Source organism: Shumkonia mesophila (assembly GCF_026163695.1).
In the GTDB taxonomy this organism is placed as follows: Bacteria; Pseudomonadota; Alphaproteobacteria; order Rhodospirillales; family Shumkoniaceae; genus Shumkonia; species Shumkonia mesophila.
This window is the reverse complement of sequence record NZ_JAOTID010000015.1, coordinates 12657-37420: the sequence shown is the minus strand read 5'-3', so window position 1 is coordinate 37420 and position 24764 is coordinate 12657. Positions and strand designations below refer to the sequence as shown.

The 24764-nt window shown below is 64.4% G+C and carries 28 protein-coding genes; 4 read left to right on the top strand and 24 right to left on the bottom strand.

Going from position 1 to position 24764, the window contains the following annotated elements; translation table 11 throughout:
- The 19 genes from ODR01_RS20350 to ODR01_RS20260 all read right to left on the bottom strand — a co-directional run bounded on the left by ODR01_RS20350 (window position 1) and on the right by ODR01_RS20260 (window position 16986).
- A complete protein-coding gene (locus ODR01_RS20350; RefSeq protein ID WP_316979537.1) occupies window positions 1-189 on the bottom strand; it encodes a hypothetical protein in 189 nt (62 codons plus the stop codon).
- A gap of 29 nt (window positions 190-218) precedes the next feature.
- Window positions 219-2153 (bottom strand): DEAD/DEAH box helicase family protein, encoded by a 1935-nt coding sequence (locus ODR01_RS20345; protein WP_316979536.1) that lies wholly within the window; start codon window positions 2151-2153, stop codon window positions 219-221.
- Between the two features lie 152 nt (window positions 2154-2305).
- A complete protein-coding gene (locus ODR01_RS20340; protein WP_316979535.1) occupies window positions 2306-2626 on the bottom strand; it encodes a DUF736 domain-containing protein in 321 nt (106 codons plus the stop codon).
- Window positions 2627-2650: 24 nt separating this feature from the next.
- A complete protein-coding gene (locus ODR01_RS20335) occupies window positions 2651-2884 on the bottom strand; it encodes a DUF2274 domain-containing protein (protein WP_316979534.1) in 234 nt (77 codons plus the stop codon).
- Window positions 2885-2898: 14 nt separating this feature from the next.
- Window positions 2899-4149 carry a TrbI/VirB10 family protein gene (locus ODR01_RS20330; protein ID WP_316979533.1) on the bottom strand — a complete coding sequence of 417 codons (1251 nt, stop codon included), beginning with the start codon at window positions 4147-4149 and terminating at the stop codon, window positions 2899-2901.
- 2 nt (window positions 4150-4151) lie between these two features.
- A complete protein-coding gene (gene trbG / locus ODR01_RS20325; RefSeq protein ID WP_316979532.1) occupies window positions 4152-5177 on the bottom strand; it encodes a P-type conjugative transfer protein TrbG in 1026 nt (341 codons plus the stop codon).
- Window positions 5174-5869, bottom strand: a complete 696-nt coding sequence (trbF, locus tag ODR01_RS20320) for a conjugal transfer protein TrbF (protein ID WP_316979531.1) — start codon at window positions 5867-5869, stop codon at window positions 5174-5176. Before trbF ends, trbG begins: the two co-directional genes overlap by 4 nt.
- Window positions 5870-5871: 2 nt before the next feature.
- On the bottom strand, window positions 5872-7203 hold the full coding sequence (trbL, locus tag ODR01_RS20315; RefSeq protein WP_316979530.1) for a P-type conjugative transfer protein TrbL: 1332 nt from the start codon (window positions 7201-7203) through the stop codon (window positions 5872-5874).
- Between the two features lie 24 nt (window positions 7204-7227).
- Window positions 7228-7956 (bottom strand): P-type conjugative transfer protein TrbJ, encoded by a 729-nt coding sequence (gene trbJ, locus ODR01_RS20310; protein ID WP_316979529.1) that lies wholly within the window; start codon window positions 7954-7956, stop codon window positions 7228-7230.
- Window positions 7953-10418: a conjugal transfer protein TrbE gene (gene trbE / locus ODR01_RS20305; RefSeq protein ID WP_316979528.1), complete on the bottom strand. Its 2466-nt coding sequence runs from the start codon at window positions 10416-10418 to the stop codon at window positions 7953-7955. The genes trbJ and trbE overlap by 4 nt, the downstream gene beginning before the upstream one ends.
- Window positions 10412-10675 (bottom strand): VirB3 family type IV secretion system protein, encoded by a 264-nt coding sequence (locus ODR01_RS20300; protein ID WP_316979527.1) that lies wholly within the window; start codon window positions 10673-10675, stop codon window positions 10412-10414. The genes trbE and ODR01_RS20300 overlap by 7 nt, the downstream gene beginning before the upstream one ends.
- Entirely contained in the window at window positions 10672-10935 is a 264-nt protein-coding gene (locus ODR01_RS20295; protein WP_449441459.1) for a TrbC/VirB2 family protein, read from the bottom strand. The genes ODR01_RS20300 and ODR01_RS20295 overlap by 4 nt, the downstream gene beginning before the upstream one ends.
- 74 nt (window positions 10936-11009) lie before the next feature.
- Window positions 11010-11990, bottom strand: a complete 981-nt coding sequence (gene trbB, locus ODR01_RS20290) for a P-type conjugative transfer ATPase TrbB (RefSeq protein ID WP_316979525.1) — start codon at window positions 11988-11990, stop codon at window positions 11010-11012.
- Window positions 11987-12406 carry a ribbon-helix-helix domain-containing protein gene (locus ODR01_RS20285; protein ID WP_316979524.1) on the bottom strand — a complete coding sequence of 140 codons (420 nt, stop codon included), beginning with the start codon at window positions 12404-12406 and terminating at the stop codon, window positions 11987-11989. Before ODR01_RS20285 ends, trbB begins: the two co-directional genes overlap by 4 nt.
- Window positions 12407-12415: 9 nt before the next feature.
- Window positions 12416-14464 (bottom strand): conjugal transfer protein TraG, encoded by a 2049-nt coding sequence (locus ODR01_RS20280; protein WP_316979523.1) that lies wholly within the window; start codon window positions 14462-14464, stop codon window positions 12416-12418.
- A gap of 250 nt (window positions 14465-14714) precedes the next feature.
- Window positions 14715-15650, bottom strand: coding sequence for an ImmA/IrrE family metallo-endopeptidase (locus ODR01_RS20275; RefSeq protein ID WP_316979522.1), 936 nt, complete (start codon window positions 15648-15650; stop codon window positions 14715-14717).
- 15 nt (window positions 15651-15665) lie between these two features.
- Window positions 15666-16148: a helix-turn-helix domain-containing protein gene (locus ODR01_RS20270; RefSeq protein WP_316979521.1), complete on the bottom strand. Its 483-nt coding sequence runs from the start codon at window positions 16146-16148 to the stop codon at window positions 15666-15668.
- Complete coding sequence (locus tag ODR01_RS20265; RefSeq protein WP_316979520.1) at window positions 16145-16780, bottom strand: hypothetical protein; 636 nt, start codon at window positions 16778-16780, stop codon at window positions 16145-16147. Before ODR01_RS20265 ends, ODR01_RS20270 begins: the two co-directional genes overlap by 4 nt.
- The gene (locus ODR01_RS20260) at window positions 16777-16986 is read right to left on the bottom strand and encodes a ribbon-helix-helix protein, CopG family (protein ID WP_316979519.1); all 210 of its coding nucleotides are present in this window, start codon (window positions 16984-16986) and stop codon (window positions 16777-16779) included. Before ODR01_RS20260 ends, ODR01_RS20265 begins: the two co-directional genes overlap by 4 nt.
- Before the next feature lie 152 nt (window positions 16987-17138).
- Between ODR01_RS20260 and ODR01_RS20255 the strand changes: the two genes are divergently transcribed.
- Genes ODR01_RS20255 through ODR01_RS25290 form a run of 4 tightly spaced genes read left to right on the top strand, consistent with a single transcriptional unit; the run spans window position 17139 to window position 19826 of the window.
- Window positions 17139-17672 carry a multiubiquitin domain-containing protein gene (locus tag ODR01_RS20255; protein WP_316979518.1) on the top strand — a complete coding sequence of 178 codons (534 nt, stop codon included), beginning with the start codon at window positions 17139-17141 and terminating at the stop codon, window positions 17670-17672.
- Window positions 17673-17675: 3 nt separating this feature from the next.
- The gene (locus ODR01_RS20250; RefSeq protein ID WP_316979517.1) at window positions 17676-18056 is read left to right on the top strand and encodes an E2/UBC family protein; all 381 of its coding nucleotides are present in this window, start codon (window positions 17676-17678) and stop codon (window positions 18054-18056) included.
- Window positions 18053-19462: a ThiF family adenylyltransferase gene (locus tag ODR01_RS20245; RefSeq protein ID WP_316979516.1), complete on the top strand. Its 1410-nt coding sequence runs from the start codon at window positions 18053-18055 to the stop codon at window positions 19460-19462. The genes ODR01_RS20250 and ODR01_RS20245 overlap by 4 nt, the downstream gene beginning before the upstream one ends.
- A gap of 4 nt (window positions 19463-19466) precedes the next feature.
- On the top strand, window positions 19467-19826 hold the full coding sequence (locus ODR01_RS25290) for a DUF6527 family protein (RefSeq protein WP_394356857.1): 360 nt from the start codon (window positions 19467-19469) through the stop codon (window positions 19824-19826).
- A 181-nt stretch (window positions 19827-20007) separates the two neighbouring features.
- Here the strand turns inward: ODR01_RS25290 and rlxS are convergent, their stop codons facing one another.
- From rlxS to ODR01_RS20220, 5 genes are all read right to left on the bottom strand, one after another.
- Entirely contained in the window at window positions 20008-21990 is a 1983-nt protein-coding gene (rlxS, locus tag ODR01_RS20240) for a relaxase/mobilization nuclease RlxS (protein ID WP_316979515.1), read from the bottom strand.
- 331 nt (window positions 21991-22321) lie between these two features.
- Window positions 22322-22684, bottom strand: coding sequence for a hypothetical protein (locus ODR01_RS20235; RefSeq protein WP_316979514.1), 363 nt, complete (start codon window positions 22682-22684; stop codon window positions 22322-22324).
- Between the two features lie 200 nt (window positions 22685-22884).
- Complete coding sequence (locus ODR01_RS20230; RefSeq protein ID WP_316979513.1) at window positions 22885-23376, bottom strand: S26 family signal peptidase; 492 nt, start codon at window positions 23374-23376, stop codon at window positions 22885-22887.
- A gap of 79 nt (window positions 23377-23455) precedes the next feature.
- On the bottom strand, window positions 23456-23686 hold the full coding sequence (locus tag ODR01_RS20225; protein ID WP_316979512.1) for a helix-turn-helix domain-containing protein: 231 nt from the start codon (window positions 23684-23686) through the stop codon (window positions 23456-23458).
- A gap of 178 nt (window positions 23687-23864) precedes the next feature.
- Window positions 23865-24197 carry a DUF736 domain-containing protein gene (locus tag ODR01_RS20220; protein ID WP_316979511.1) on the bottom strand — a complete coding sequence of 111 codons (333 nt, stop codon included), beginning with the start codon at window positions 24195-24197 and terminating at the stop codon, window positions 23865-23867.
- Window positions 24198-24764: the final 567 nt, after the last annotated feature.

The window sequence follows — 24764 nt, the reverse complement described above, 5'->3', positions numbered from 1 at the left end:
TTAGTCCTCCAAATTCTCATCGACGACCGCGAGTTCAATCACCTCCCGGACATCATTATCGACGAGATTTCCGATCGTGGCATTCTCAATGAGCTTGCGTAAACGACGCTTGAATTCGGGCGTCTGATCCACAGCGCCGGCAAGGATATCCTCGATAGCGGCATCAATATCGGGATGAAGATCAGCCATAAACGTATTCCCCCGCACAAAACCCATCATTAATCGTGCTCGGACGTTCGCCTAATTGTTGCAAGTTCGCGGAACCAATCTCGACGTTCGATATCCGCACTAAGCTCACCAGTCGGATCGTCCTCGTCAATGTCGTCAGTCCGGATGAAATCAATGACAGTCGCCCGCTTATTGGTGTTGTTCGGGTCAACTCTTAAGCAGCGCCCAAGTCGCTGCACCGTCTCCAACCGCGCCCGCGCCGATGCGAACAGCACAATATTGTTCACCGAACGAATATCGATCCCCTCGGAGATCCGATGGCAGGTGATTAAACAAGCTAAATCTCCGCGAGCGAAGCGGGTGAGATTCTCCCGATCGTCGTCGCCGTAGTATGTGTGAAAGTCGATCCTCAGGTTCATGAGGATGTCTTGCACGAGAAAGCCATATTCGGCTGTTTCCACGAATATCAAGCAACGATTCAAAAGTTCTGGAAGTCTAGAGACGCATTCCCGGAATGGTGAGATCTTTTCCTTTGACAACTTCCGAATGCGCGCAATTTCCTGATAGAGAACCTCAAGTGCCGGTGCTTCCCCCACGCGCACCTTCGCATGGTAACGGCGAATTGCTTGTCGAACTGCGGCTCTATCTTCATCCGAAAAGGCGTACTCGAGGGCAACGTAGTCGAAGCCACAAAGAATCCCGCGTTGAATGGCATCCTTCAGGGTGAACCGAAAGATCACGGGACCGATCTCTTCTTCGATGAAGCGATTTCCCTCGCCGTCGTATTCCCGTTCTGGAGTTGCACTGAGGCCGAGCCGATAGGTGAAGGGTTTCAGAAGACCGGCTAACGCGGCGACTAGCGCCGGCGATCCCATCCCATGTACCTCGTCGCAGATGAGCAGGCCTTGGCGGAAGATAGTGGGAGAAAGCTTGGGGAGGATCTCAGCGAGCGTTTGACGAGAGGTCAACAATACCGCTGAGGCAGGATCGTTCAGGAAGGATTGCCCTTCGCGGTGCCGCTCATACGCTCGAAATACAGCAACGCTGGCATGGCGAAGCAGCTCCCTGTGCCACTGATCTAGAAGATCAGTTCCATAGGCAGCTACAATAGTGGTTTGTACAACGCCACGCTCACGGAGTTCATTAAGTATGGATAGCGCGGTCCGTGTCTTTCCGGTGCCTGTCGCCATCTCAAGAATACCGGCTTTATGCTTCAGAAACTCGGCCAAAGCATCACGCTGATGACGCCATTGCTGATATTTTACGTCAGCTGGACCATTACGCGTAGGGGGTGTTGGATACGGTCGTTCAGAGCTAGCCGTAAACTCGATTAGATTACGGCGGATTGCATCAGGAAGCTCATATACGCGAAGGCTAGCATCTCCATTTCCCCATATTAGGTCGAACCGATCCTGCTGACTCTGAACGCGTGCGGCTTCGCGAGCATCCACCCAAGAGTAGTAAACACTGATGGACTCGTAGTTCCGAAAGGCCTTCTCACTGTCATTGGGGGAGCCATGAAAGGCGATTGAATCTCCATTTGCGTCCCGAAAGATGCCGAACTTGTCATGGAAATCGCCGTCGAGTTCACCTGTTGGGATGGCGATGCGAAACTCCAGCAGACCATCCGCCACCATCCAGGCTATCGCCGCAAGAGTGTCGTATGCGAGGTCATGGCTCAGATCTTCAAGCGCTCTTTCGAGTGCGGCTCGAAGAGTTGGATCATTGCGCGCATCGGCGCCCTCGTTAAGCGCGGCGCAGTCTCGTGGATCGAGTTTCGGGCTTGCGATAATGCGAACTTTGCCGCCACCAGAGGCGAGCCCAGTGATGCCAGACGCAGCGAGCCGGAGCCAGTTCGAGGTGAAGTACCCAACTCCACGATCATATGACGTCGATCTGCCCAACGCCGGAATATAAAATTGTTCTAGCAGCTTGTCGGTCGAGGTCGTGAGGTCAGGGACTGTCGGAAGTTCACGAAGGCCCATCGTTTGGCGCCATCCCCCCATTACCTTGATTCTTATGGCTCTTATAACACACGAGCATGCAAGATTCTGATGAAAAAGCTGCGACCACTCGCTGTAGTAGGAAGAGCTGTGGCAATGGCCGTGCTAGAAATAGAAAAATCTGCTGCTATGTGTCAGCTTAACCTCCGCCGACTCCACACGAGCTGAGCCTTTTTGCCGTCTGCGTCTTCAAACATGGCGGCCGAAAGCGACTCAAGCAGGCTGGGATCGTCGAGCCGCACGCTGAGATATTTCCGCGGATTTTCTTCACTCGTACGCTCGCACCAAGCCGCCCCCACTTCCGAGCGCCCAGCGAACACCCGAAAGGCCGGCGCCCGATCGCTGTCCCGGTTGTCATTGGGCACGAGGCGTACCTTCACGTCGATCATGAGGGTGCGGATTACCCCAACCCAGCCCCCCTCCTTGGTGGGGGTGAAGGTGCCAATGATGGCCATGGGTCTTGCTCCTTTGTTGGTGGGTCAATTCCGTTTAGAGGGTGACCGCTCGCGTTGCGCTTTGGTGAATCCGCGATCGGCCGCCAGAAAACTCTCCAGCATGTAGGGGATGAGCTCGGCCACGGGCTCGGCCTCGCCGTACGTCTCGCGATAGAGCTCGGCATAAGCCTGGAGCGCCCGGTTGAGTTCGGGCGTCACGGTGACGGTGATCTTGGCCGGCGCCCGGTCGGGCAGCTTCGCAAGCTTCAGGTCGGGCATCGTTCTCTCCCTTGTCAGCCCCGGTACGGCAGCAGGATCAGGTCCTTATGGACGATGACCCGGAATGGCCAGCCGGGGCGGATGGTAAGGGTCGGCTGGATGTCGAGATTGCGCTCGGTGATGCGCTGGCCGGCGCGATTGACGTCCCGCTGGGCAGACTCGCGGAACGCACGGACAAGGTCGCTCTCGTCCTGACCAAAGGTCAGCTCGGTGCCGACGCCGAGCAACGTCGAGAGCGCCACGCCGGTGATGAGCCGCCAGGTGTGGTAGTCGACCTCGTCCTCAAGCCCGGCGTAGCCGGCGGTGTCGGTCGCCGGCAGGTTGTCGATGACGACCGACGAGCCGTCCGGCATAACGATACGGTTCCAGATGACGAGCGCCCGGCGTTGGCCGAAGGCGATGACGCTGTCGTACTGGCCGATCAGGCGGGCCCCCTGCGGGATCAGGAGGTAGCGGCCGGTCGGCGTGTCGTAGACGTTCCCGGTGACCTGGGCGATCACCAGGCCCGGCTGGTCGGATTTGATGCCGGTGACGAGGCTCGCCGGGATCACCGTCCCCGCCATTACCTCGTGCGGCGAGGCCGGCTCCTGAAGCGGATGCGGGTTATAGACCTCGCGGTCGGTGCGCTGATCCATGAACGCCAGCTTACGGCCCTGGGCGTTCTGATCATGCTCGGGATCGAACTGGAGACGATGGACGTCAGCTTGCGCCACGCCTGTTGAAGGACTTGGCACCGCCCCCTGCCCAGCCGCCGGCTGGGTCGGCACCTTCCCGTTCCCCTGCCCGGCGGAGATCCGGAAGAACACGCCGGACTCTCGGGCCTGCCGGGCCTGGCGTGCCACCCGGAGGCGCTCGGCCCGAGCGGCATCCTCCTCAGGGTTAGGCCTGAAGGTGGTGCCGGTGGTTGCCGGCGGCTTCACGCCGAAATCCCTCTCCATGCTGACCATGGGCGGCCCGACGTCCCCCGGCAGGGGCGGTCCGAGCTTCGGGGCCGACTTCGGGATCTCCCCGTAATTGCGCGGTAGCTCGGCAAGCCCCTCGGCGGTAGGCCTTTGGCCGGTGTTGTAGAGTTCGTCACCGGTCTGGCTCTTCCGGAAGCTCGACGGATTGAGAGCCAGTAGGGTGGCGCCGAAGATCGCGGCGGAGCCGACGGTGGCGCCGACGATCAGGACCTTGCGGTTGAAGCGCCGGACCGGACGCGGCCGGGTGCGTAGCGCCAGCGCTTCCGGATCGGCCTTCGGCGGAGAAGCGGCGGGATCGGCCATCGTCAATGCTCCGCTGAAGAGGAAGGCTGCGGCGATGTGGTGCCCGCCGGACGCCCGTCGGTGCGGCTGATGCGGACCACCTGCTGGGGATCCTCGCCGAGACGCAGCTCGGCGGCACCGAACAGCTGGTCGACGATGTAGTAGTTCCCGCGCACTCGGTAGTTGACGAGCTCGGCGCCACCCTTGGGACCGACCACGAAGAGCGGCGGCGACTCGCCCTGGTCAATCCGCTGCGGGAACTCGATGTAAACCTTATGGGTGTCGTCGAACGCCCGCACCGGTCGCCAAGGTGGATCGTCGCCGGTGATGGCGTAGCGGAAGCGCAGTTCGTCGAGTGCAAGTCCATGATCGACGACACTGGCCTCCGCCTCGCCCGCCCGCTCGTTCTGCCGGCGCAATGTGATCAGCTCGTCGTAGGGATAGTGCCAGGAGACCGAGGCCATGTAGGTGTGGCGGGTGCTCTCCATCTCCAGGTGATAGGTCCGCCGGTCGGTTGCGATGACGAGGTTGGTATCGAGATCCGGGGCGATCGGCTTGACGAGGATATGGACCTGCTTCTGCGCGCCGCTGCCGCTGGTGGTGTCGCCGACCACCCAGCGCACCGTGTCGCCGGCCGAGACCGCGACCAGCTTCTCGCCGGGCTGGAGCGCGATGTCACTCACCTGCTCGGGCGCGGCATAAAGGCGATAGAGTGCCCCTTCGGTAAAGGGATAAACCTGGACGGCATTGACGTAGCCCTCCCTGGTCGGTTCCAGCCGTGCCACTTCGTTGGCGGCGTCAACGCTCGCCGTGGGCGGCCGCTTGTCGGGCTTGGCCGGCGTCTCGTGCGGTACCGGCTTCAACTGGCCGGGGAGCGGCAGCGGCTCGGGCACGGCGACGATCTTGACCGGCCTGGGCGGCTCGGGCGCGGCAACGGCCGGGGTGAAGTCGCCGCTGTCATAAGTGATGACCGGCGGCTCGCCCTTGGTGGTACAGGCACTGAGCGCCAGGGCCGATACGCCGATAAGCAGGCTGCGGATCGAGGTCATGGGGTCTCTCCGGGATTGAGTTCGCGCGACCAGTCGAGGCCGCGCACATAGATGCCGAGGGGGTTTTGCATGAGCGTCGCCGCATCGCGCGGCGGACGGAGGACGATGGTGAGGATGCTGGTCCAGGGCTCGGTTTTGGCGAGGCGGCCCTCCTCCCAGCTCTGTTCGGTCCATTTGACCTGGAACGAGTCCTCCGAGATGCGCACCACGCTGGTGACTTCGACGGAGACGCTGCGCCTGCCGATCGCCTTGAAGGGATCGTCGGCGCGGGCGAAGGCGTTCAGCACTTGCGCCGCCTTGCCGGTGACGTAGCCGTAGGCCTCGAGCCAGGCCTTACGCACAACGATGGGGTCGACGGAAAGCGAGCGAACGTCCCGGATGAAGCGGGCCAGGTGATAGGCGATCTCGGCATCGGTGGGCTCGTAAGGCTTGATGGCCGGACCCACCGCCTGCACGCCGCCCAGCCTGTCGACCTCGACCACGTAGGGCGTGATGCGGTTTTGCGCCGACTGCCAGAGGAGGCCTCCTGCGAGACCAGTGGCGAGCCCCAGGCAAACAAAGGCCATGAGGCGCCAGTTACGGGCCTGGACACGGGCGGAGCCGAGCCGCTCGTCCCAGACCTGCTGCGCCTTCTGATAGGGCGTGACGGGCTCGGGGGTATCGCCGTAGCGGTTGGTCGCGCGCCGGAACATGACTACTCCTTCTCCGACAGGTCAGGATTGGCGCCGGCGCCGGGCTTGTCGCCTTCGCGGATCGCCTGCTCGGTGGTGTGGATGCGGGCACGGCGAAGCTGCTCGGCGCGCAGGCGCCGGGCCCAGTCGGGAGCCCCGGCCTGCCGGCGAGAATCCATGGTGGCCGGGCTATCGCCCGCTCGTTTTCCGCCGGTTGCCTGCCAGGCCGCCTCGCGGCCATGCCGGGCGCTCTCGCCGAGACCCTCGAACAGGCGTGCGCCCGAGGAACGAGCGGCACCCGCCGCCGCACCGGCTCCGGCCCGCGCAACACCGGCAAGGCCAGCCGCAATACCGGCGGCGTTGGTCGCTCCTGAGGCGGCTTGAGCGAGGCCATAGGCGGTGACCGTGCCGGCGGAGAGGGCGGTGCCGGCCCGGACCGTGGAAAGAGCCGCCGATCCGCCGACGCGGGCCAGGCCAAGGGCTGCGGCTCCTCCGGCAAGGGTACCGGCGGCCACGGCACCGGCCGTGCCGATGGCCGCGCCGGCGCCGAGCTGGGGCGCGCCCGAGACCAGGCCGGCGGCGATGCCCGGGCCGAAGATGCCGAGCCCGAACAGGGCGAGCGAGGCCAACACCAGCGACATCGCCTGTTCGAGGCTGGGCTCGGCGCCCTTGAGCGCATCGATGAACTGACCGAACAGCGTGGTACCGATGCCGATGATAACGGCGAGCACCATGACCTTGATACCGGAGGCGATGACGTTGCCGAGAATCCGCTCGGCCAGGAAGGCCGTCTTGCTCCAGAGGGCGAAGGGAACCAGCACGAAGCCGGCGAGCGTGGTCAGCTTGTATTCGATGAGGGTGATGAAGAGCTGGACCGCGAGCATGAAGAAGGCGAGCACGACCACCAGCCAGGCGAACACCAGCACCAGGATGGTCACCGCGTTGTCGAAGAAGGTGGTGAAGCCGAGAAGCTGGCCCGCCTGCCTGAGCAGCGGATAGGCGGCCTCGAACCCGGTGCCGGCGACGAAGCCGGGACGAAGGAGGTCGCCGGGCCCCAGGTTGTTGTCGGTCGCCTGCAATCCCAGCCCGGAGAACGAGTTGAAAACGATGTCGGCGAACAGCTGCCAGTTATCGAGGATCAGCGCGAAGGCGCCGACATAGAGCACCTTGCGGATCAGGCGGGCCATGACGTTACCGCCTTCGCCCAGGGCCCACCAGAGGCCGGCCAGGGTGATGTCGATGGCGACCAGAGTAGTGGTGAGGAACGCGACGTCGTCGGTCAGCAGGCCGAACCCGGAATCGATGTACGTGATGAAGGTCCGAGTGAATTGGTCGATAACGTTGAGGTCTTGCATGGTGTCTCGCCTTCGGCCCCTCGCTCAATGCAACGGCGTGTAGGCGTTGCCGTCGCCAAGGAAGCGGTCGAGCTGGGCGCGGGCCTGCTCCTGGGCGGCGGCCGTGCGGGCGCGCTCCAGCGCCTCGGCCCGATACTGGGCGGCGAGCAGTTCCTGGGTCTGAAGCTGCTGCTTGGCGGAGAGTGCCAGGATCTGGCTGTTCGCCTGCAAGGCCTGGAGGTTGCCGATGGCGGCCTGAGACTGGGTGAGGAGGCTGGCGAGCTCGCCGCTGTCGTCATCGACGTTGTGCACCACCTGGGACTGGACCAGCAGGGTCTGGCGCAGGGCATCCATCGAATGTTTCCAGCGGCCGCGGGCGTCGCGGGCAAGATCGTCCGTAGTGACGGTCGTCGCATATTCCTTCGGGTAGAGCCTCGCGAACTCCTGTTCGGTCCGGCCGATCTGAAACGCGATGCCCTGCGCGCGCGCCATCAGCCCGTTGATATCGCGAAGCGTCGTCTCGATGGCGCCGAGCGAGGAATAGTCGAGGGACCGCAGGTTTGCGGCCATGTTCTCCAGCATCAGCACCTGGTTCTGGAGGCCCTGGACCTGGTTGGCGATCTGCTCCAGCGCACGGGCCGCCTGTAGAACGTTCTCGGCATAGTTCGACGGGTCGAACACCACGTCGCCGGCCCCGAACAGGGCGTGAGCAGGCCGAACCGGCAAAAGGGCAAGGCCGGCTGCCAGACCGGCGGCGGCAAGAATACATCTCATGGCTGGTCTCCCAAGTTGGGGGGAAAGTCGTTCAATAGCTCGGCGGCCCAATCGAGGCCCTTTGCCTTGAGCCAGGCCGCGGCGAAGTTCTCGGCGCCATGCTCCTTGAGCACGCGATCGATCTGCGCTTGGTCGGCGGCCGCGGAGACGCCGCAGAAGACGAGCGCCACCGGGCCAAGGCCGAGATCGAAGAGCCGGTTGCCGCGCCGGGATTGCAGGTAGTAGTCGCGCTTCGGCTGCGCCGCGGCGATCAGGTCGACCTGTCGCGCGTTGAGGCCGAAGCGTGTGTAGGCTTCCCGGCTTTGCGGCTCCAGCGCGCGGTCGTTGGGCAGAAATATGCGCTGCGGGCAGGACTCGATCAGGGCCGGAGCGATGGCGCTGCCGGCGATATCGGCAAGCGACTGGGTGGCGAAGACGACGGCGACGTTCTTCTTCCGCAGCGTCTTCAGCCAATCGCGGATGCGTTCGGCGAACAGCGGGTTGTCGAGGAAGAGCCAGGCCTCGTCGAGGATAAGCAGCGTTGGCCGCCCATCGAAGCGTGCCTCCAGGCGATGGAAGAGATAGGTCAGCACGGGAAGTACCGCGCCCGGCTGCGCCATCAGCTCCTCCATCTCGAAGCCCTGCACGTCGCCCAAGGCAAGCCGGTCCTCGGCCCCGTCAAGCAGCCGGCCGAATGGCCCTTCGAGGGTGTAGGGGGCGAGCGCCGAGCGGAGCGCATTCGACTGCAAGACGACAGCAAGGCCGGTGAGCGTCCGCTCCCCAGCCGGCGCCGCCGCCAGGTTGCCGAGCGCCGACCACACCGCTTCCTTGACCTCCGGAGTAAGGGGGATGGCCTCATGGGCCAACAGGCCGGCGATCCACTCGGCCGCCCAGCTTCGCTCCACGGGATCTTCGATATGCCGCAGGGGTTGGAACGACAGGGACCCACCGATGCCGAGCGCATGGACCTGCCCGCCCATGGCGAGGATTGCGGCGCGGGCGGAGCCGCCCTTGTCGAAGAGGGTGACCTGGGCATTGGGATAGCGTCGGAACTGCAGGGCCATCAGTCCCAGCAGCACCGACTTGCCGGCCCCGGTGGGACCGACGATCAGCATATGCCCGACGTCGCCGACATGGGTCGAGAGACGGAACGGCGTGGTGCCCACGGTCTCGGCCATGAGCAGCGGCGGGCCGTCAAGGTGGTCGTTGCGCGCCGGTCCAGCCCACACCGCCGACAGCGGGACCTGGTGGGCGAGGTTGAGGGTGTGGACCAGCGGCTGGCGGACGTTGGCGTAGACATGCCCGGGCAGGCTGCCGAGCCAGGCATCGACGGCATTGACCGTCTCGCGGATGGTGGTGAAGCCGTGGCCGTTGATGACGCGCTCGACCGCCCGGACCCTCTCCTCGGCCCGGGTCCGGCTCTCGTCCGAGACCGTCACGGTGGCGGTCAGGTGGCCGAAGGCGACGTGATCGCCGCCCAGCTCCTGGAGCGCCTCATCGGCGTCGAGGGCCTTGTTGTCGGCATCGGAATCGAGGAGTGGCGCCGGCTCGTTGTAGAGGACTTCGCGGAGGATCGCGACGATCGACTTGCGCTTGGCGAACCACTGGCGCCGGAGGCGGGTTAGCGCACGGGTAGCCTCGGTCTTGTCGAGCGGGATGAAGCGCACGACCCAGCGATAGGCGAAGCCGAAAAGATTGAGGTCATCGAGCAGCCCCGGCCGGGTCGTGTTGGGAAAGCCGAGGACGGTTATCGTACGGAGATGCCGGTCGCCCAGCATCGGCTCGAGCCCGCCGGCAAGTGGCGTGTCGGCCAGGACGGCATCGAGGTACATGGGCGTCTCGGGAACAGCCACCGGGTGACGCCGGGTCGAGATGGTGCCGTGCAGGTAGGTCAGGGTCTCTCCGTCATCGAGCGCCGTGCACTCCGGCATAATCCCGGCCAGCAGGTCGAACGCCCGGTCGGTCTCGGCCAGGAAGGTCTTGAGATGATCTCGCCGATTGAGCCCGCGATCCTCGGCCGGCCCTTCGAGCAGCGTCCGCTCGGCCCGGCTCACCGGGTCGGGGGGCGGCAGATAGAGGACCGTCAGCATATAGGTGCTCTCGAAGTGCGGGCGTCGAAGCATCCTGGCTTCGGGATTGAGCTCTCCTTGATCCTGCTCGAAGGCGGCCCGCCGCTCCTGATCGACCAGCCAGGAGGTCGGGTCCGGAAAGGCGGATACCGGATAGCCGGGCGCCGCGTGGCGCTCGGCCTCGAAGAAGAGAGCCCAGCCGGAGCCGAAGCGGCGCAACACATTGTTGAGCCGGGCACAGGTGGCGATGAGCTCGGGCTCGGTCGCGCTTTCCAGGTCGGGGCCCCGGAAGCGGAAGCTGCGCTGGAAGCTGCCGTCCTTGTTGAGGACTACGCCGGGCGCCACCAGCGCCGCCCATGGCAGATGGTCGGCGAGCAGCGCCGGCTTGCGGCGGTATTCGGCGAGATTCAGCATCCGAGCCAGCCCTTGTGGCGGAGGTGGCGACCCAGCACTTTGGGGAACTGCGGGTCGCGTTTGGCAGCGAGCACTGCCAGCGTATGGCCGATGGCCCAGACAAGGACGCCGGCGATCCACAGCCGCAGTCCCAGGCCCAGCGCCGCCGCCAGGGTGCCGTTGACGATGGCGATCGCCCTCGGCGCGCCGGCCAGCAGGATCGGCTCGGTGAGGGCGCGGTGCAGCGGCACCTCGAAGCCTTCGACGTGCCTCGTCATGTAACCAGCGCCCCGCCGCCGAAGGAAAAGAAGGTGAGGAAGAAGCTGGTCGCCGCGAAGGCGATGGTGAGGCCGAAGACAATCTGCAGCAGGCGCCGGAATCCGCCTGAGGTGTCGCCGAAGGCGAGCGATAGGCCGGTAATGATGATGATGATCACGGCAATGATGCGGGCCACCGGCCCCTCAATCGACTGCAGGATCGATTCCAGCGGCGCCTCCCACGGCATGCCGGAGCCGGCGGCAAGGGCGGGCGACGCCATACCCGCCACAAGGACGGCGGTGAGCGCCGGAAGACCAAGAGGTCGGTAGAAAGACAGGCGCATGGGGATCTCCTTCAAAAGGCTTGCAGGCGGGCCGGCGTGAGCTCGACCAGACGGTAATCGCCGTCGGCGTCGAGCCGGTCGTCGATCTCGGCGAGGGTCTCGACCCGGCGCGCCTCGCCGCGGCCGCGGATGAAGACGACGAGGTCGATGGCCTGGGCGATCAGCCGGCGCGGCACGGTGACCACCGCCTCCTGGATGAGCTGCTCCAGCCGGTAGAGGGCGGCGTGGGCCGAGTTGGCGTGGACCGTGGCGACGCCGCCGGGATGGCCGGTGTTCCAGGCCTTGAGCATGTCCAGCGCCTCCGGCCCCCGCACCTCGCCGACGATGATGCGATCGGGCCGGAGCCGCATGGTCGAACGCACCAGGTCGGCAAGACCGACGACGCCGGGCCTGGTCCTGAGCGTCACGCAATCGGGCGCCGCGCATTGCAGCTCGCGGGTATCCTCGATCAGGATCACCCGCTCGTCGGCCTCGGTGATCTCGGCCAGCAGCGCGTTGGCGAGCGTCGTCTTGCCGGAGCTGGTGGCGCCAGCGATCAGGATGTTGCGACGCTCGCGGACTGCCTTCCGCAAGGCTTCCGCCTGCAAAGGCGTCATCACCTGGTCGGCCACATAGTCCGCGAGCGTATAGATCCGGGCCGCCGGCTTGCGGATCGCGAAGCAGGGGGCGAGCGAGACCGGCGGCAGCAGGCCCTCGAACCGCTCGCCGGTCTCCGGCAGTTCGGCGCTCACAATCGGATTGTCGGCGTGGACCTCGACCCGAACGTGCGAGGCGACCAGGCGGATGATGCGCTCGACCTCGGCCGCCTGGAGCCGTTCGCCGGTATCGACCCGGCCTTCACCGAGCCGGTCGAGACGCAGGCTGCCGTCGGGGTTGACCATCACCTCGATCACCGAGGGATCGGCGAGCGCGGCGCCGATCGCCGGGCCCATGGCGGTGCGCAGCATGGTCCGCCGCCGCTCGCGGCTCTCGGGATGGCTGTCCCAGGTCATGGGTTGTCCTCCTCCGCCGATGCTCGGGAGAGCAGCTCGTTCAAAAGCGTGCGGCCGCCGGCGAGGCGCCGGCCCACCTGGTCGATGAAGGCCTGGAAGCGCTCCTGACCGAGGGCCCGGGCCGCCGCCTGGTCCGCCTCGGGAAGCGGCGCCGTCACCGTGAGCTGATAGCGGATGAAAAGGGCCAGGCTCTCCAGCAGGATCTGCTGGTCGCGCTCGATGCGGCCGAGCTGCCGGTTGATCCGGTCGAGCCGGATCTTGAGCAGGTCGTCGAGCTCGCGCGCGCCGCGCCGCGCGAGGAATGCGCGCAAGGCGTCGGCGACGATCGCCGACTTGGAGGAGCCGGGCTTGGCGGCAAGGGCCTCGAGCTGCTCCGTGAGCTCGTCGTCGAGATAGAGGTGATGGCGCGGCTTCATGGTGTCCCCTCAGAACCCCGGCAGCAGGTCGTCGTCGCACCGGCCCGGATCGCCGTCGATGCCGTAGGCACGCGTGACAGCGGAGAGCCGCCGCACCTGATCCATGGTTTTGCCCTGGGCCGGCGCATCGGCCTCATCGTCGAGAAGATCGAGGTCACTTTGGCGTGCCGGTTCGACCGGCTTCGTCACCTCGGCCTCGGGCAGGCCGGGATGGCGCTGTTGCTGCAGGCCGCCCTCGTCGTCCTCTTCGGTGAGGCCAAGCTCACGTTCGGCAGCCACGATCAGACGCGTATCGGTGCCACGAACCTGTCCGGTCCAGTCATCGGGACAGGCGGGCGGCCGGTCGCGGTAGCCGTCCCCGGTCAGTGCCGGCGTCGCCGCGACACGCCCCGCGAAATTGCGGTCCTCGTAATAGCGGAGCTTCTTCGCCCGGATCGGCGGCAGGCCCGAGACCAGCACCAGCTCATCGGCCGCGGAAAGCTGCATGACCTCGCCCGGGGTCAGCAGCGGCCGCGCCGTTTCCTGGCGCGAGACCATGACGTGGCTGAGCCAGGGAGCGAGGCGATGGCCCGCGTAGTTACGCTGGGCCCTGAGCTCGGTCGCCGTGCCGAGGGCGTCGGAGATTCGCTTGGCGGTGCGCTCGTCGTTGGACGAGAAGGCGATGCGGACGTGGCAGTTATCCAGGATCGCATTGTTCTCGCCGTAGGCCTTGGAGATCTGGTTCAGGGACTGGGCGATCAGGTAGGCGCGGATGCCGTAGCCGGCCATGAAGGCGAGCGCCGTCTCGAAGAAGTCGAGGCGTCCCAGAGCCGGGAACTCGTCCAGCATCATGAGAAGCGGGTGCCGGCGCCGCTTGGCGGGATCGCCCTCCAGGCGCTCGGTCAGCCGCCGGCCGATCTGGTTCAGCACCAGGCGCACCAGGGGCTTGGTCCGCGAGATGTCCGAGGGCGGGATGACGAGGTAGAGCGAGGCTGGCCGTTCGCCGTCCACCAGGTCGGCGATGCGCCAATCGCAGGCGGCCGTGGTCGCCGCCACCGTCGGGTCCCGGTAGAGCCCGAGGAAGCTCACCGCCGTCGACAGCACGCCGGAGCGCTCGTTGTCCGACTTGTTGAGCACCTCCCTGGCCGCCTGGGCGACCACCGGATGCACCACCGGCTCCCGTGGCGTCCCCAGGTGATTGGTCGCCATCATGGCCCTGAGGGTATGCTCGAAGGAGCGGCGTGGGTCGGAGAGGAAGCTCGCGACGCGTGCCAGCGTCTTCTCCTCCTCCGCGTAGAGGACGTGCAGGATAGTGCCGACCAGGAGCGCGTGACTGGTCTTTTCCCAGTGATTCCGGCGCTCCAGCGCCCCCTCGGGGTCGACCAGGATGTCGGCGATGTTCTGGACGTCGCGGACCTCGTGCGGTCCCTTGCGCACCTCGAGGAGCGGGTTGTAGCGGGCCGAGCGCGGATCGGTCGGGTTGAACAGCAGGCAGTGCGAGAACCGGGATCGCCAGCCGGCGGTAAGCTGCCAGTTCTCGCCCTTGATGTCATGGATGACGGTCGAGCCGATCCAGGTGAGGAGCGTCGGAATGACGAGGCCGACGCCCTTGCCGGAGCGCGTCGGCGCGAAGGCCATCACGTGCTCCGGCCCGTCGTGGCGCAAATAAGCTCGCCCCAGCCGGCCGAGGAAGACGCCGCGCGGCTCGAACAGGCCGGCCCGATCGGCTTCCTTCCGCGTCGCCCAGCGCGACGAGCCGTAGGTAGCGACGAAGCGGTTCTGCCTGGCCCGCCACAGCGAGCCGATCACCGCAACCACGGTACCGGCAAGCCCGCTCGCCGCGGCCAGCAGGCCGGCTCGGCGGAAAAGCTCGGGCGCGTAGGCCTCGTAGGCGTACCACCACTCGAAGAGCCGCCAGGGGTAGTAGACCGGCCAGCCCAGCGGCGAAAACCACGGCGCGCCGAGACCGGGCTGATAGCCCAGCATCGCCGCGGTCCACTGCGTCGCCACCCATACACCGCCGATGACGATGGCGAAGACAATGAGGGCCTGGCCGATGAGGAGCTTGGTGGGGGTCATTGCCTTGGGTTCCGAAGTTCGACGCGACACGCCCGTCGCATCGGGTCCCCAAGGGATTCATCAGAACCGGAAAATCGGCAATCGCCGTTATTTGCGCTTGGTTACGATCTCGTTCGCCGGCCCAAAATAGAGACAGCTAGGTCGAACATGGCGCGGTTCCACATCGAACGGGAACTGAACATCACCGAGGCTGGTGGTAACCATGGCAAAGGGCATTTGATGCTAGATGCATCGTATCCGCGTAGGCCGCTTAGCCCGAAACCGCGAGAACCCTCATTTCAGGGCGAAGGTAGACCCCGAGGGTGAGCGCATCATAGCGGTTATAGAAAGTCTCGAAGATAAAGCGATGTTGATCGCCGTTGTCGTCGGTCAGGATCAGTTCGGCGGTACCAAGAGGACCCCCGCTCTGGCCACCGCAATAACCTGCAACCGCTTCGAAGAGATCGATTTCAGGCATGCGACGAAAGTGCGCAGCAAAAGCCGGCGATTGGATGAAATGCCGACAAGGCTTGGTCGGATCATAGTCGACGCCCCTGCGTGTGACATGCGGATGCCCGGTGATCAGGCCGACGATCGGGCGTTCGTTGCCGGCACACTCGATAAAGCGATAGAGCGTCGTCGACATTGTATTACCGAATATGCCGTGCAATTGCCGAACCGAAGCGATTGACGGGTCTCGGCTCAGCGCCTCGGTGACAAATCGCTCGCGCAGGAAAAGCATACGACCAGCCGCAAAATTAGCTTCGGCTTCGACCTGCTCTCGACAATCAGGCGAGAGGGTCTGCGTATTGTCGCCCAGCATGGTATCTTCATGCCAGGGGATCAGGCTATGGCCTATTTCATGCGCTTCGTTCCAGCGATGTTTCTTGATCGGTAGTGAGCCGTCGAGAAGGATGCGCTTGCGATCCGGCAGATAAAGGGCTTTGAGCGAGAGCTTGCGGATCGCATCGATGATCAACGTCGGTCGGTGGTAGACCTGGATAGTCGCAACGCGAATCCGGCTAATAGCTTCGCGGGTGATGCCCGGATCATCGGCGGTGTAGAAGGCCCGATCAAGCTTCAGCAATTCTCGGGCATCTTTCAGGCACAGCGGAGGCTCGGGATTGCCGAGCCCCCGCAGAACCCGCTCGACCCGCTGGTCGATGTCGTGGGCGGTCTTGGAAGAAAGAATATAATTTTTTGCCAATGGACCACCCCGCCCTTACTTCTGCTCACTTAACACAGCAATAAAAGCTTCCAGCGCCGCGTTTTCCTCTGGCGTGAGTGCGGCAACGGTTTCGGAACGGGCCGCGAAGCGGACCGCTTCCTCCTGCAGCCGCGAATCTCTCGGCACGGTCAGTCCCGCTATCTGCTGCAGCTTGGTTTGCGGCACTCGAAAGTAGTTCGCGAGTTGATAGACCGTCCGCAATTTCGGCTTATGGCGCGCATCGTCCTCGATCTCCACCAACTCTACGATCTCGACATCGGTGTCCTCGGCAAGCTTCTCGAGCGTCAGCCCGCGTTGGCGCCGCATCAGATGAACAAACCGTCCAAAAGCAATGCTCGGCTCTTCCTCGGTTTCGATTACGGACGATGTCTCGCCGTCAAAAACCGGATCGAGCGCGAACAGGCCGGCTCCGATCTCGGCGTCAGCTTCGCGCTGCGCCATACGGAGGCACCATTCCTTCGTGATCTCGATCTTCATGAAAGGCTCCCTTTCGCGATGAAAGCCTCCGCTTGCTCGGGTGTCATCTCGAAGTAGCGAAGGCCCTCGTATTCGGGATCGACACCCAAATCCGTCATGGCGCAGGTGTTGGCATAAAAGCCGTTGGCCTGCGGCAGTGAATGAAGGCCGATCCGTCCTTTGAACTCCTCCTCCTGACTCAGAGCGATCGCGGCGCGGATGAGGATGCTTCCGATTCCACGATAGCGCGGTGGGGTGACCATTTCCGGCCGATTCCACGGCGCGTTTTCAATAAACTCAACATAGACCAGATGCTGGCCTTTCTGGCGGTCGATACGGCAACGCTTCGTCGTCGTATCGACGATCATCATACCCTGCGTAACGCCCTCACAAACGACGCAGAATCCAGGATGAGCCAGCATGCCCTGCAGGGCCTTCACTTTCTGGCGCCAGTTCCAGTGTCGGCTCTGCGGCCACAGGCGCCGCTCAACCCCCGCACGGTGCAGACGCTGTATCGCCTTGAACAATTCCGGAAGCCACTCAGCTTCCCAATCAGCGAGTTGGCGCTCTGTGATTGAATCCCAGAGTTCGGCTACTACGGCTTCGCCGTTCTGAACGTCAAGGAGATAGATCGGACTGGTGGTAACCGTCATAGCATCATCACCTCGGCCTTCTCCTTGGTCCTGTCGTCCTCAAAGAACAGCTTGTCACCCTTCTCCAGCCGTGCCTCCACAACTTGGTAGAGGCGAAGCGCCTGACGCAGCAAGGCCGTCTTGCTTAGGTCTTTCTTGGCACACAGTTCCTCCAAGACCCGCATCTCGGCGTCCGTGAGGTTTAGCGTCATCGTCTTTTTGGTCATGCCATCTCTCTTGCCAGAGGCCGCCTTATAGAGCACGACGCCCTTTTTGTCAACACAAAACAGCCACCTTACGGCTATTGACTAGCTAAAAATTAGCTATTATATAATGATCACGGAGGCCAATAGGGCCAGTGTGGAAAGGGATTTGAATCATGACGACCCACGTTGATGAGATTATCGAGGACATTCAGGATGCAGTGCGGGCTGGGAAGGCTATTCGCCCTCATGGGCCATACCGTATCCAGATCGGCAATGAACAGATGGAGTTCCGACCGGCAGTGATTGAGGATCCGATACCGACCGGCCTCCAGATCCTGGAACTCGCGGACGCGCGCCTGACAGATGAGTATCTGGTGTTCCAGATGCTCAAGAACGGCCTCTTGGAAGAATTACGCCCGGATGAGACCACGGATCTGCGTGCAAACGGCGTCGAACGCTTCCTTGTGTTCCGAAACGACCGCTCGTTTCGGTTTGAACTCGACGGTCGCGTGTTCGAATGGGGTGGGACGCTGATCTCCGGCGTCACGTTGAAGAAGCTCGCGGGTGTTGATCCGACCACCTATGGCGTCTGGCTCGAAGTGCGGGGTGCCGATGATCGGCCGATCGCCAACTCCGAGTTGGTTGATCTATCGGCGGCGGGGATCGAGCGTTTCTTCACCGGCATCGTGCAGACTACGGAGGGTTGACCGATGGCCGTGCTGCCGATGAAGTGTCGCCGCTATCTGACTGAACGTGGTATTGCCTTCGAGGAAGTCGAAAATGCAGGCACCAAGGCACTCATCCTGCGGGGCTTTGCACTGCCGCCGGGACGATTCGATGTCCCGACGGCAGACATCCTGATAGTTCTACCGGCCGGCTATCCAGACACTCCTCCGGACATGTTCTATGCGTTGCCTTGGCTCAGGCTCGTGCCGGCGAACCGGTATCCGAAAGCCGCCAATCATCCGATATCCTTCGCTGGCCAGAACTGGCAGCGTTGGTCGCGTCACAACAACGCTTGGCGCGCTGGCGTAGACGGTATCTGGACCATGCTGAAGCGCATTGAGACGGCGCTGAAGGAGGCGGCATGACTCTCGTCGATCTGACGATTCAGGAAAGCCATCTCCAAACGCTGCGCGGGTTGATCCTACGCGACGACGATACGGAAGCTGCCGCGTATCTGCTGTGCGGTGAGAGTTGGATCGGCAGTGATCCCTGGGAGCGGCGCTCCCGGCGGCGCTTGACCTCCTACGCGGTCTTGCCGATCCCAGCAGAGGACACCATTTCGGCGAGCGACCAGCACGTAACATGGTCGACAGTCTCGTTCATCCGGCTACTCAAGCGGGCGAAGCAGGATGGCCTGGTCGCCGGCATCGTCCATGCCCATCCGCGCGGCCCTGCAACCTTCTCGCCACAGGATGATCGCAACGAGTTGGATCTGACACGCCTAGCCGTCAATCGTAATGGCGAGGGCACAGCACTCCTCAGCATCCTTCTGACTGGTACAGGAGAAATTCAGGCTCGGCTATGGCCCGACCTGCATGGTCCAGTCGATGCTACGCCAGTACGTATCATCGGCCGTCGATTAACGTTCCACGGTGCGTTCCCCCTCGCCCACGACCTCGACGCTTTCGCCCGCCAAGCGCTCGCATTCGGTCCGGAGTTGAATGCACGGCTACGGGGAATGCGGGTCGGAGTCGTGGGATGCGGTGGTACCGGCAGCGCCACGGCCTTGCTGCTGGCCCGGTTGGGCGTCGGTCAGCTTGTCCTGTTCGACGATGACATCGTCGAGATCACCAATCTCAATCGTTTATACGGCGCACGCCGTGCGGATGCCGACGCCATGCGGTCGAAAGTTGAGGTTGTCGCCCGAGAGATCACCGAATTGGGCCTCGGCACAAGGGTAGTCCCGGTGCGAGGTTGGATCGGCAATCCGGCGCATCGCGACGCGTTGAAGGCTTGCGACGTGATTTTCGGCTGCACCGACGATCACGATGGTCGACTGCTTCTCAACCGTCTCGCATATTTCTACCTTATCCCCGTGCTCGATATGGGTCTGGCCATCGATCTTGCGCCCGGAGGAACCGGACTTCGGGACCTGACAGGGCGGGTGACGGTACTGACCCCGAGTGCGCCCTGCCTCCTCTGTCGTGGCATCGTCGATCCGGTTTTGGCACGTGACGAGGAACTGCGTCGTCGGAATCCTGAGGAGTATGAAAGGCGGAAGCGGGAAGCTTACGTCCGCGGTGGTGGTAATCCGGCCCCGGCTGTTGTGACGTTCACAACGGCGACCGCGTGTCTCGCTATCGATGAGTTGCTTCAAGGATTGGTAGGTTTCCGCGGACCCGATGGATGGGCCTGGCAGCGGTCTCGCCGTTTTGATCTCTTGCAGGATCGGCGCCCTGGCGCAACCCAGGATCCACATTGTCCGATCTGTGTCGAGACGGACTATTGGGGTCGAGGAGACGTCGATCCATTCCTCGATCGTGCAGGGTAAGACGATGTGGCGCGATCTTCTTCGCCAAACGCTGGTGCTCCTACGCCTCATTCGCCGCCCAGATTTCGTCGCACATGTCAGCAAACGGCATCCCACGCCTGACGAAATGTTGACCGGGGTCATCGTGGTCGTACAGGACGGCCGGCACCAGAAATGGGCCTGCCTGCGCTGCCCCGGCGGTTGCGGCGAAAGATTACAGCTGTCACTCAATCCGACGCGACGCCCACATTGGGCGATCACCCTTGATTGGCTACGGCGGCCAAGCGTGACACCCTCGGTGCGTCAACTCACCGCCTGTCGCTGTCACTTCTGGATCAAAGACGGAATCGTGGAATGGTGCGCGGATAGCGGCCGGCAACCGTGACATGGAGAAGTGTGTCCAGCTTACCTAAGCAGCGTGGTCTTCACGCAAATTCTGTCGCCTACGCTGACAGAAGCCTGTCGAAGACAATGCAGTTCAAATGTCTGGGATTGTGGTGCGACATAGCTGTTCCCGCGCATCGTCCAAGCCTGATCGTCGATTCAGAAAGTCGAATTCTCACCGCCTATGAAATCCCCGGCCCACTCCGCTTCCTCCCCAGCGACCAGGAGATCGTGTCACCGCGGACGATACCGGAAACTGGCTTGTCAAGATTGCGCGCCAAGACCGGCCGCCATGGCACCAGCGTGAATTCGCGCGATCTCTCGATCACCGCGAACCGGCCACTTGCCAGATCGATCCGCCGGCGGTAGACGCCCTCAATCCAGTCGCCGGCCTTCGCCTCGGTATATTGGAGGCCGAGTTCGTCTGAGAGCAGCCCCGCGACACGGGCCAGTTCCCGCCGACGCAGCAGGCCGAGCAGGTTGGCACGATAGACGATCCGATCCTGCTCCTGGTGGGCAAGGTCCTGCTCGATGAGCCACTGCCGACGTCGGTCCAGGGCGCGTCGCAGCTCGCGCCCGAAGCCCGCGTCGCGGACGGCGATTGGTGCATCGGCGAGCAGCTCGCGGTCAAGCCACGTAGCGCCATCGGCCTCGACCTGTCGACCGAGCGGCAGCGCGGAAAGCGTCTCCACCGTGACCGAGCTTGCCTGCACACGGCCGCGCTCATAGGCCGCCGCATGATCCAGATGATCGGGCGCAATGATCCACGCGCCATCCGACTGCCGCTCGATACCGACACCCCGCCGCCGCATCGCCTCGAGCCGCCGGACGTGGGTCTCGGCGAACGCGGCTGTGGCGCTCGGATCATGGCGGAGATGGATGTCGACGCTGTAGCGCCCGCCGTTGGCGGCGGCGATCTGGGCAACGGTCCGGTCGACCGCCTTCGGCTCGGCGTGATTCGGCTCGATGGCGACAATCGCGCCCTCCGCCAACGGCTCGGCGGTATCCGCCTTGCCGATGTCGACGTAGTGGACCCGGCCGTCGACGCCGTCGACGATCAGGTAGTGGCGGTCGTTGATCTCGTCCGAGAGGCCACGCGCCCCGACCCGGCCGACGAGCCGCCGCGCGGCCGGATCGGCCGGATCGTAGATGGCGTAGTCGGAGGCCGGTTGCCCCTCGCCCTGGCGCGTCATCTCCCGGTGCATGGCCTTGATGATGTCGCCGCGCTCGCCCATCCGCCGCAACACCGACTCCAGGTCATCGGCCAGCCGCCATCGACCCGGTGCGCCCTCTTCGGCCAACCCGAGGCGCTTCAGCTTCTGCAGCCGCCCGGCCCGCAATATCTGGTGGAAGGCATCGTCGGCCGCGGTGCCGGAACGGACGAAGCCGTCATCGTCCACCTCGCGCAGCAGGCGGCGATCGAGGCTGGTGAGGCGCTCCTGCTCCACCTCCAGGCGCAGGCGGTCCTCGATCTCGATGTCGGTCCGTGGCTCCAGGTCGAAGGTGACGATCTCCGCTGCCCGCTCACGCATGCCAGTCGCCAGGTAGTCGCGGGCGATGACCAGATCCCGGCCCTCATCGTCGCGGCCGCGCAGCACGACGTGGGTATGCGGGTGGCCGGTGTTGTAATGGTCGACCGCCACCCAGTCGAGCTGGGTGCCGAGATCCTCCTCCATCCGGCTCATCAGCCGGCGGGTGAAGCCCTTGAGGTCGTCGTACTCGGCGCCGTCCTCGGCCGCTACGACGAAGCGGAACTGGTGCCGGTCGTCCTTCCCCCGATCCAGGAACGCTTTGCCGTCGGCCCGGTCGGACACAGCATCATAGAGCTCCCCCGGCAGGCCCTCGCGGGTGACGCCGTCGCGCTGGACGTAGCGCAGATGGAGCCGGGCCGCCTTCAGCCCCAGTCCCTTCAGCTTGACGATCCGCGACTTGACGACGACGCGGCGAACCCGGAAGGCGGCGTACCGGTCGCGCGACGCCAGCACACGGCCGACGCCGGACCCGCGGCCGATGCGGTTGCCGTGGAAGCGCCCCTGCCTCGCGGACGACCGGCTGCCGGCGAGCGCCACGGCCCGCAGCACCTGGTGGAGATAACGGCGCCCGCGTTTGCTGCCCCGCAAGCGGATCCTACCAAGCTTCGGCGTGAAGTCGTCATCCTGCGCCATCGTCACCTCCCATCGAACGGTGTCGTCACTGACGACTAGGCAGCAAGTTCGCGGGCAACAAGCCGGCGCCATGAAGTTCGCGGCAGATCAACGGTTAGCCGCCACCCTGGCGCCAGCCCGGCAGGGCATGGCGCCACGAAAAACGATGTGCAGACAACGACATAGGCGCCCCATGGTGCCGTCCTTTTATCTTGCCCTACCGCGGCCTCGAACGGCTCACCCCCTCATCTACGCCCATCTGCGATCTCATGCCGGATCCCGGTTCAGAGGTCGCCCCCGAAAGCAATGAGAGCGGCGCCCGAAGACACCGCTCCCGAAACATCCGGCGGGGTTATCCGACACTCACTAGGAACGCCCATTCCGCATCCTTGAAGCTGTCGAAATGCCGCAGTCCGAACAGCCATTGGACATGCCGATCGCCGTCGACCAAGCAGGTCGCGACATAATAACGGCTGCGGAAATAGCCGAGAATTGCCACCCGCTCGACCGCCTCATCCGCATCGTCGAGTTGCTCCCAGGCACCGAGATTCATCTCCGCGATGCGTCCATCCCAGTGAAAATCTGCACGCTCGGCGGCGATGAAATGTTCGGCGATGGCATCGATATTCTCGGAGCCGAACTCGGCGATCAGGTCACGGCGAAGCTGCGGAAAGCGGTCGAACGCGGTGTGCGGATGTGCGTGTAGATTGGTCATCGGAACCTCCAGGGTTGCCGTCCTCCTCATCGAGGACAGCCCCTGGCATCGGTCGGCGAAGCGCCGGTCAAGGACGCCGCAGGCGCCGCGCTAGCGGGGCGCGGGGGAGCCAAAATGCGCCAGCATTTTGGGGGGACCGCGCCTCCTTGACGGGCGCTTCGTCCCGGCTGGTACGATGGGAAGGCCGAGACGAGGCCCTCTCACTCTCCGGGTGTGCTCCCCATCCACAGAGGCAGGAGTGTCCCCAGGATGGCGGCGCGATGGACCGGCCCGAAATACCGCCCGTCGAAGGAGTCCGGGACGTTCGCCATCAGCAGGAAGACTTCATCGTCGGCGAGACGACGGCAGCCGTTCCAACGGGGCAGCGGCCGCCCGCGATGATCCTCCGCCAGCCGCTCGGTGACGGGCCAGCCGTTGATGAAGATTCTTGCCCTAACGACACAGACTGTATCACTGCCGAGTGCCGCGACGCGCTTCACCAGCGGCATACCCTCGGCCAGGTAGCCGCGCTCGGCGGCGAGCCAGCGGGCATGCGGCGGCAGCTCGGCCAGCACCAAGTCGCCGCGGGCGGACGCATCATGATCGACCCAGTAGAGGCCGATCGGTGCGCTGGCGCTGGCGTTCCAGATGAGACGCGGCACCGGATCGGCGAACGCGGCGAAGCCGAGCGCCGCGAGTCCGAGACCGGCCAAGACGAGTGGGATACGGGGGTGACGACACCGTCGCCGAGGCCGCGTCGGACGAAGGACGCCCGCCCGAACCAGCCGATCCTCATTCATCGGAGGTCGACTTCTTGCTGCGTGCCTCCGACCACGCGTCGAGGTCGTCGATGTGGTAGCGGACGTAGCGGCCGTGCTTGCGAAACTTGGGGCCGCCGCCCATGACCCGCATCTTCTCCAGCGTTCGGCTCGACAGGCCGACATAAAAGGCGGCCTGGGCGGTGTTGAGGAAAGGGCTTCCCTTTTTCGCACGGGCGGCGCGTTCGTTCTCGTCGTCGATCATGATTCATCCCTCGCTGTCTCGGGCGATCGACCGCAAAGGTCGCGCCCGTGACGGCGAGGATGGCCGCACGAGGGGCCGCTCCGGGACGGGCGAAAACCGGCGCAATGAGATTCGCCCCCCTCGAGATGACAGGGAAAAGGCCCCGCGCCGGGAGGGCGCGGGGCCGAAGGTGTGACTGTCAGTCGGCCGGGTTCCAGATGATCGCGAAGGCGTCGAGATCGTCCTGCCCGGCGGCGCGGCCGAGGTTGGCGTAGAGCTTGCGCGGCCCGAACTCCGGGGCGGCCAGGCTCAAGCTGACGTAGCTGTTGCCCGAGTTCTGGCCCACCCGCGTCCAGCCGGCGCCGAGTTCCACCCGGTCGCGGTCATCGGTGAAGAGCCGGTAGTCGGGCTGGTTGTCGCCGTCCTTGTCGCGGTTGGCCACGAGGACGACGCTGCGCCGGATGCTGAGGGTCTTGATGAAGCCCTTGTAGGAGCCGTCCGCCTGACGGGTGACGTAACCGATCGCTGCCATGATTTGATCCTCCTTTGATCGTGCGGGGCGCCCATCGCCCTGCTCACGGCGGACCGTTCATGGCGGGCACCGGGCCGGTGCACCCGCAGGGCCGGAGCACCGCGGAGGACCGGCGCCGGCGGCTATTTTGGAGCGCAGCGGCCGCGAGGAAGCCCGCCGAAGCGAAGCGCAGGCGGGCGGGGAAAATAGCCGCCGCCGCCGGTTTCACCGGGCCGGAGACTGCCATAGGTCTTCGAAGCCGGAGCAGGCGCATGGGCGCATGGGCGCTTGCAGCGACGGAGGATCGAGGCGAGGCAGCCGGTTCGCTCAGGCGGGGACGGCGGCTACAGGTGTTTCCTCTACCTCGCTCCATCGGCGCGCCCGCTCCTATATAAGCCCACGGACTGGCCGACAGGAGTCCTCCGAGACCACAGCGAGGGCTTGGCGTAGACTGGAAGCGAGCGGGACGCGTTATCGACGCGATCCAGAAACTCTATCTCCTGGACGCACGATTCGTTGATAAGGGCCACGGTCGTTGCCAGCACAACCAGTGTCGTGCTCTGCCGATAGCCGAGGACCGCCAATTCC

Bases quoted from the DNA above. Each gene is read 5' to 3' on its own strand.
- trbB (WP_316979525.1), bottom strand. From the start codon at position 11,990: ATGACCTGGGACAGCCATCCCGAGAGCCGCGAGCGGCGGCGGACCATG.
- trbE (WP_316979528.1), bottom strand. From the start codon at position 10,418: ATGCTGAATCTCGCCGAATACCGCCGCAAGCCGGCGCTGCTCGCCGAC.
- ODR01_RS20335 (WP_316979534.1), bottom strand. From the start codon at position 2,884: ATGCCCGACCTGAAGCTTGCGAAGCTGCCCGACCGGGCGCCGGCCAAG.
- ODR01_RS20300 (WP_316979527.1), bottom strand. From the start codon at position 10,675: ATGACGAGGCACGTCGAAGGCTTCGAGGTGCCGCTGCACCGCGCCCTC.
- ODR01_RS20250 (WP_316979517.1), top strand. From the start codon at position 17,676: ATGGCCGTGCTGCCGATGAAGTGTCGCCGCTATCTGACTGAACGTGGT.
- ODR01_RS20280 (WP_316979523.1), bottom strand. From the start codon at position 14,464: ATGACCCCCACCAAGCTCCTCATCGGCCAGGCCCTCATTGTCTTCGCC.
- trbG (WP_316979532.1), bottom strand. From the start codon at position 5,177: ATGACCTCGATCCGCAGCCTGCTTATCGGCGTATCGGCCCTGGCGCTC.
- ODR01_RS20330 (WP_316979533.1), bottom strand. From the start codon at position 4,149: ATGGCCGATCCCGCCGCTTCTCCGCCGAAGGCCGATCCGGAAGCGCTG.
- ODR01_RS20350 (WP_316979537.1), bottom strand. From the start codon at position 189: ATGGCTGATCTTCATCCCGATATTGATGCCGCTATCGAGGATATCCTT.
- ODR01_RS20255 (WP_316979518.1), top strand. From the start codon at position 17,139: ATGACGACCCACGTTGATGAGATTATCGAGGACATTCAGGATGCAGTG.
- trbJ (WP_316979529.1), bottom strand. From the start codon at position 7,956: ATGAGATGTATTCTTGCCGCCGCCGGTCTGGCAGCCGGCCTTGCCCTT.
- trbF (WP_316979531.1), bottom strand. From the start codon at position 5,869: ATGTTCCGGCGCGCGACCAACCGCTACGGCGATACCCCCGAGCCCGTC.
- ODR01_RS20235 (WP_316979514.1), bottom strand. From the start codon at position 22,684: ATGACCAATCTACACGCACATCCGCACACCGCGTTCGACCGCTTTCCG.
- rlxS (WP_316979515.1), bottom strand. From the start codon at position 21,990: ATGGCGCAGGATGACGACTTCACGCCGAAGCTTGGTAGGATCCGCTTG.
- ODR01_RS20285 (WP_316979524.1), bottom strand. From the start codon at position 12,406: ATGAAGCCGCGCCATCACCTCTATCTCGACGACGAGCTCACGGAGCAG.
- ODR01_RS20260 (WP_316979519.1), bottom strand. From the start codon at position 16,986: ATGACCAAAAAGACGATGACGCTAAACCTCACGGACGCCGAGATGCGG.
- trbL (WP_316979530.1), bottom strand. From the start codon at position 7,203: ATGCAAGACCTCAACGTTATCGACCAATTCACTCGGACCTTCATCACG.
- ODR01_RS20225 (WP_316979512.1), bottom strand. From the start codon at position 23,686: ATGATCGACGACGAGAACGAACGCGCCGCCCGTGCGAAAAAGGGAAGC.
- ODR01_RS20270 (WP_316979521.1), bottom strand. From the start codon at position 16,148: ATGAAGATCGAGATCACGAAGGAATGGTGCCTCCGTATGGCGCAGCGC.
- ODR01_RS25290 (WP_394356857.1), top strand. From the start codon at position 19,467: ATGTGGCGCGATCTTCTTCGCCAAACGCTGGTGCTCCTACGCCTCATT.
- ODR01_RS20340 (WP_316979535.1), bottom strand. From the start codon at position 2,626: ATGGCCATCATTGGCACCTTCACCCCCACCAAGGAGGGGGGCTGGGTT.
- ODR01_RS20265 (WP_316979520.1), bottom strand. From the start codon at position 16,780: ATGACGGTTACCACCAGTCCGATCTATCTCCTTGACGTTCAGAACGGC.
- ODR01_RS20345 (WP_316979536.1), bottom strand. From the start codon at position 2,153: ATGGGCCTTCGTGAACTTCCGACAGTCCCTGACCTCACGACCTCGACC.
- ODR01_RS20295 (WP_449441459.1), bottom strand. From the start codon at position 10,935: ATGGCGTCGCCCGCCCTTGCCGCCGGCTCCGGCATGCCGTGGGAGGCG.
- ODR01_RS20245 (WP_316979516.1), top strand. From the start codon at position 18,053: ATGACTCTCGTCGATCTGACGATTCAGGAAAGCCATCTCCAAACGCTG.
- ODR01_RS20220 (WP_316979511.1), bottom strand. From the start codon at position 24,197: ATGGCAGCGATCGGTTACGTCACCCGTCAGGCGGACGGCTCCTACAAG.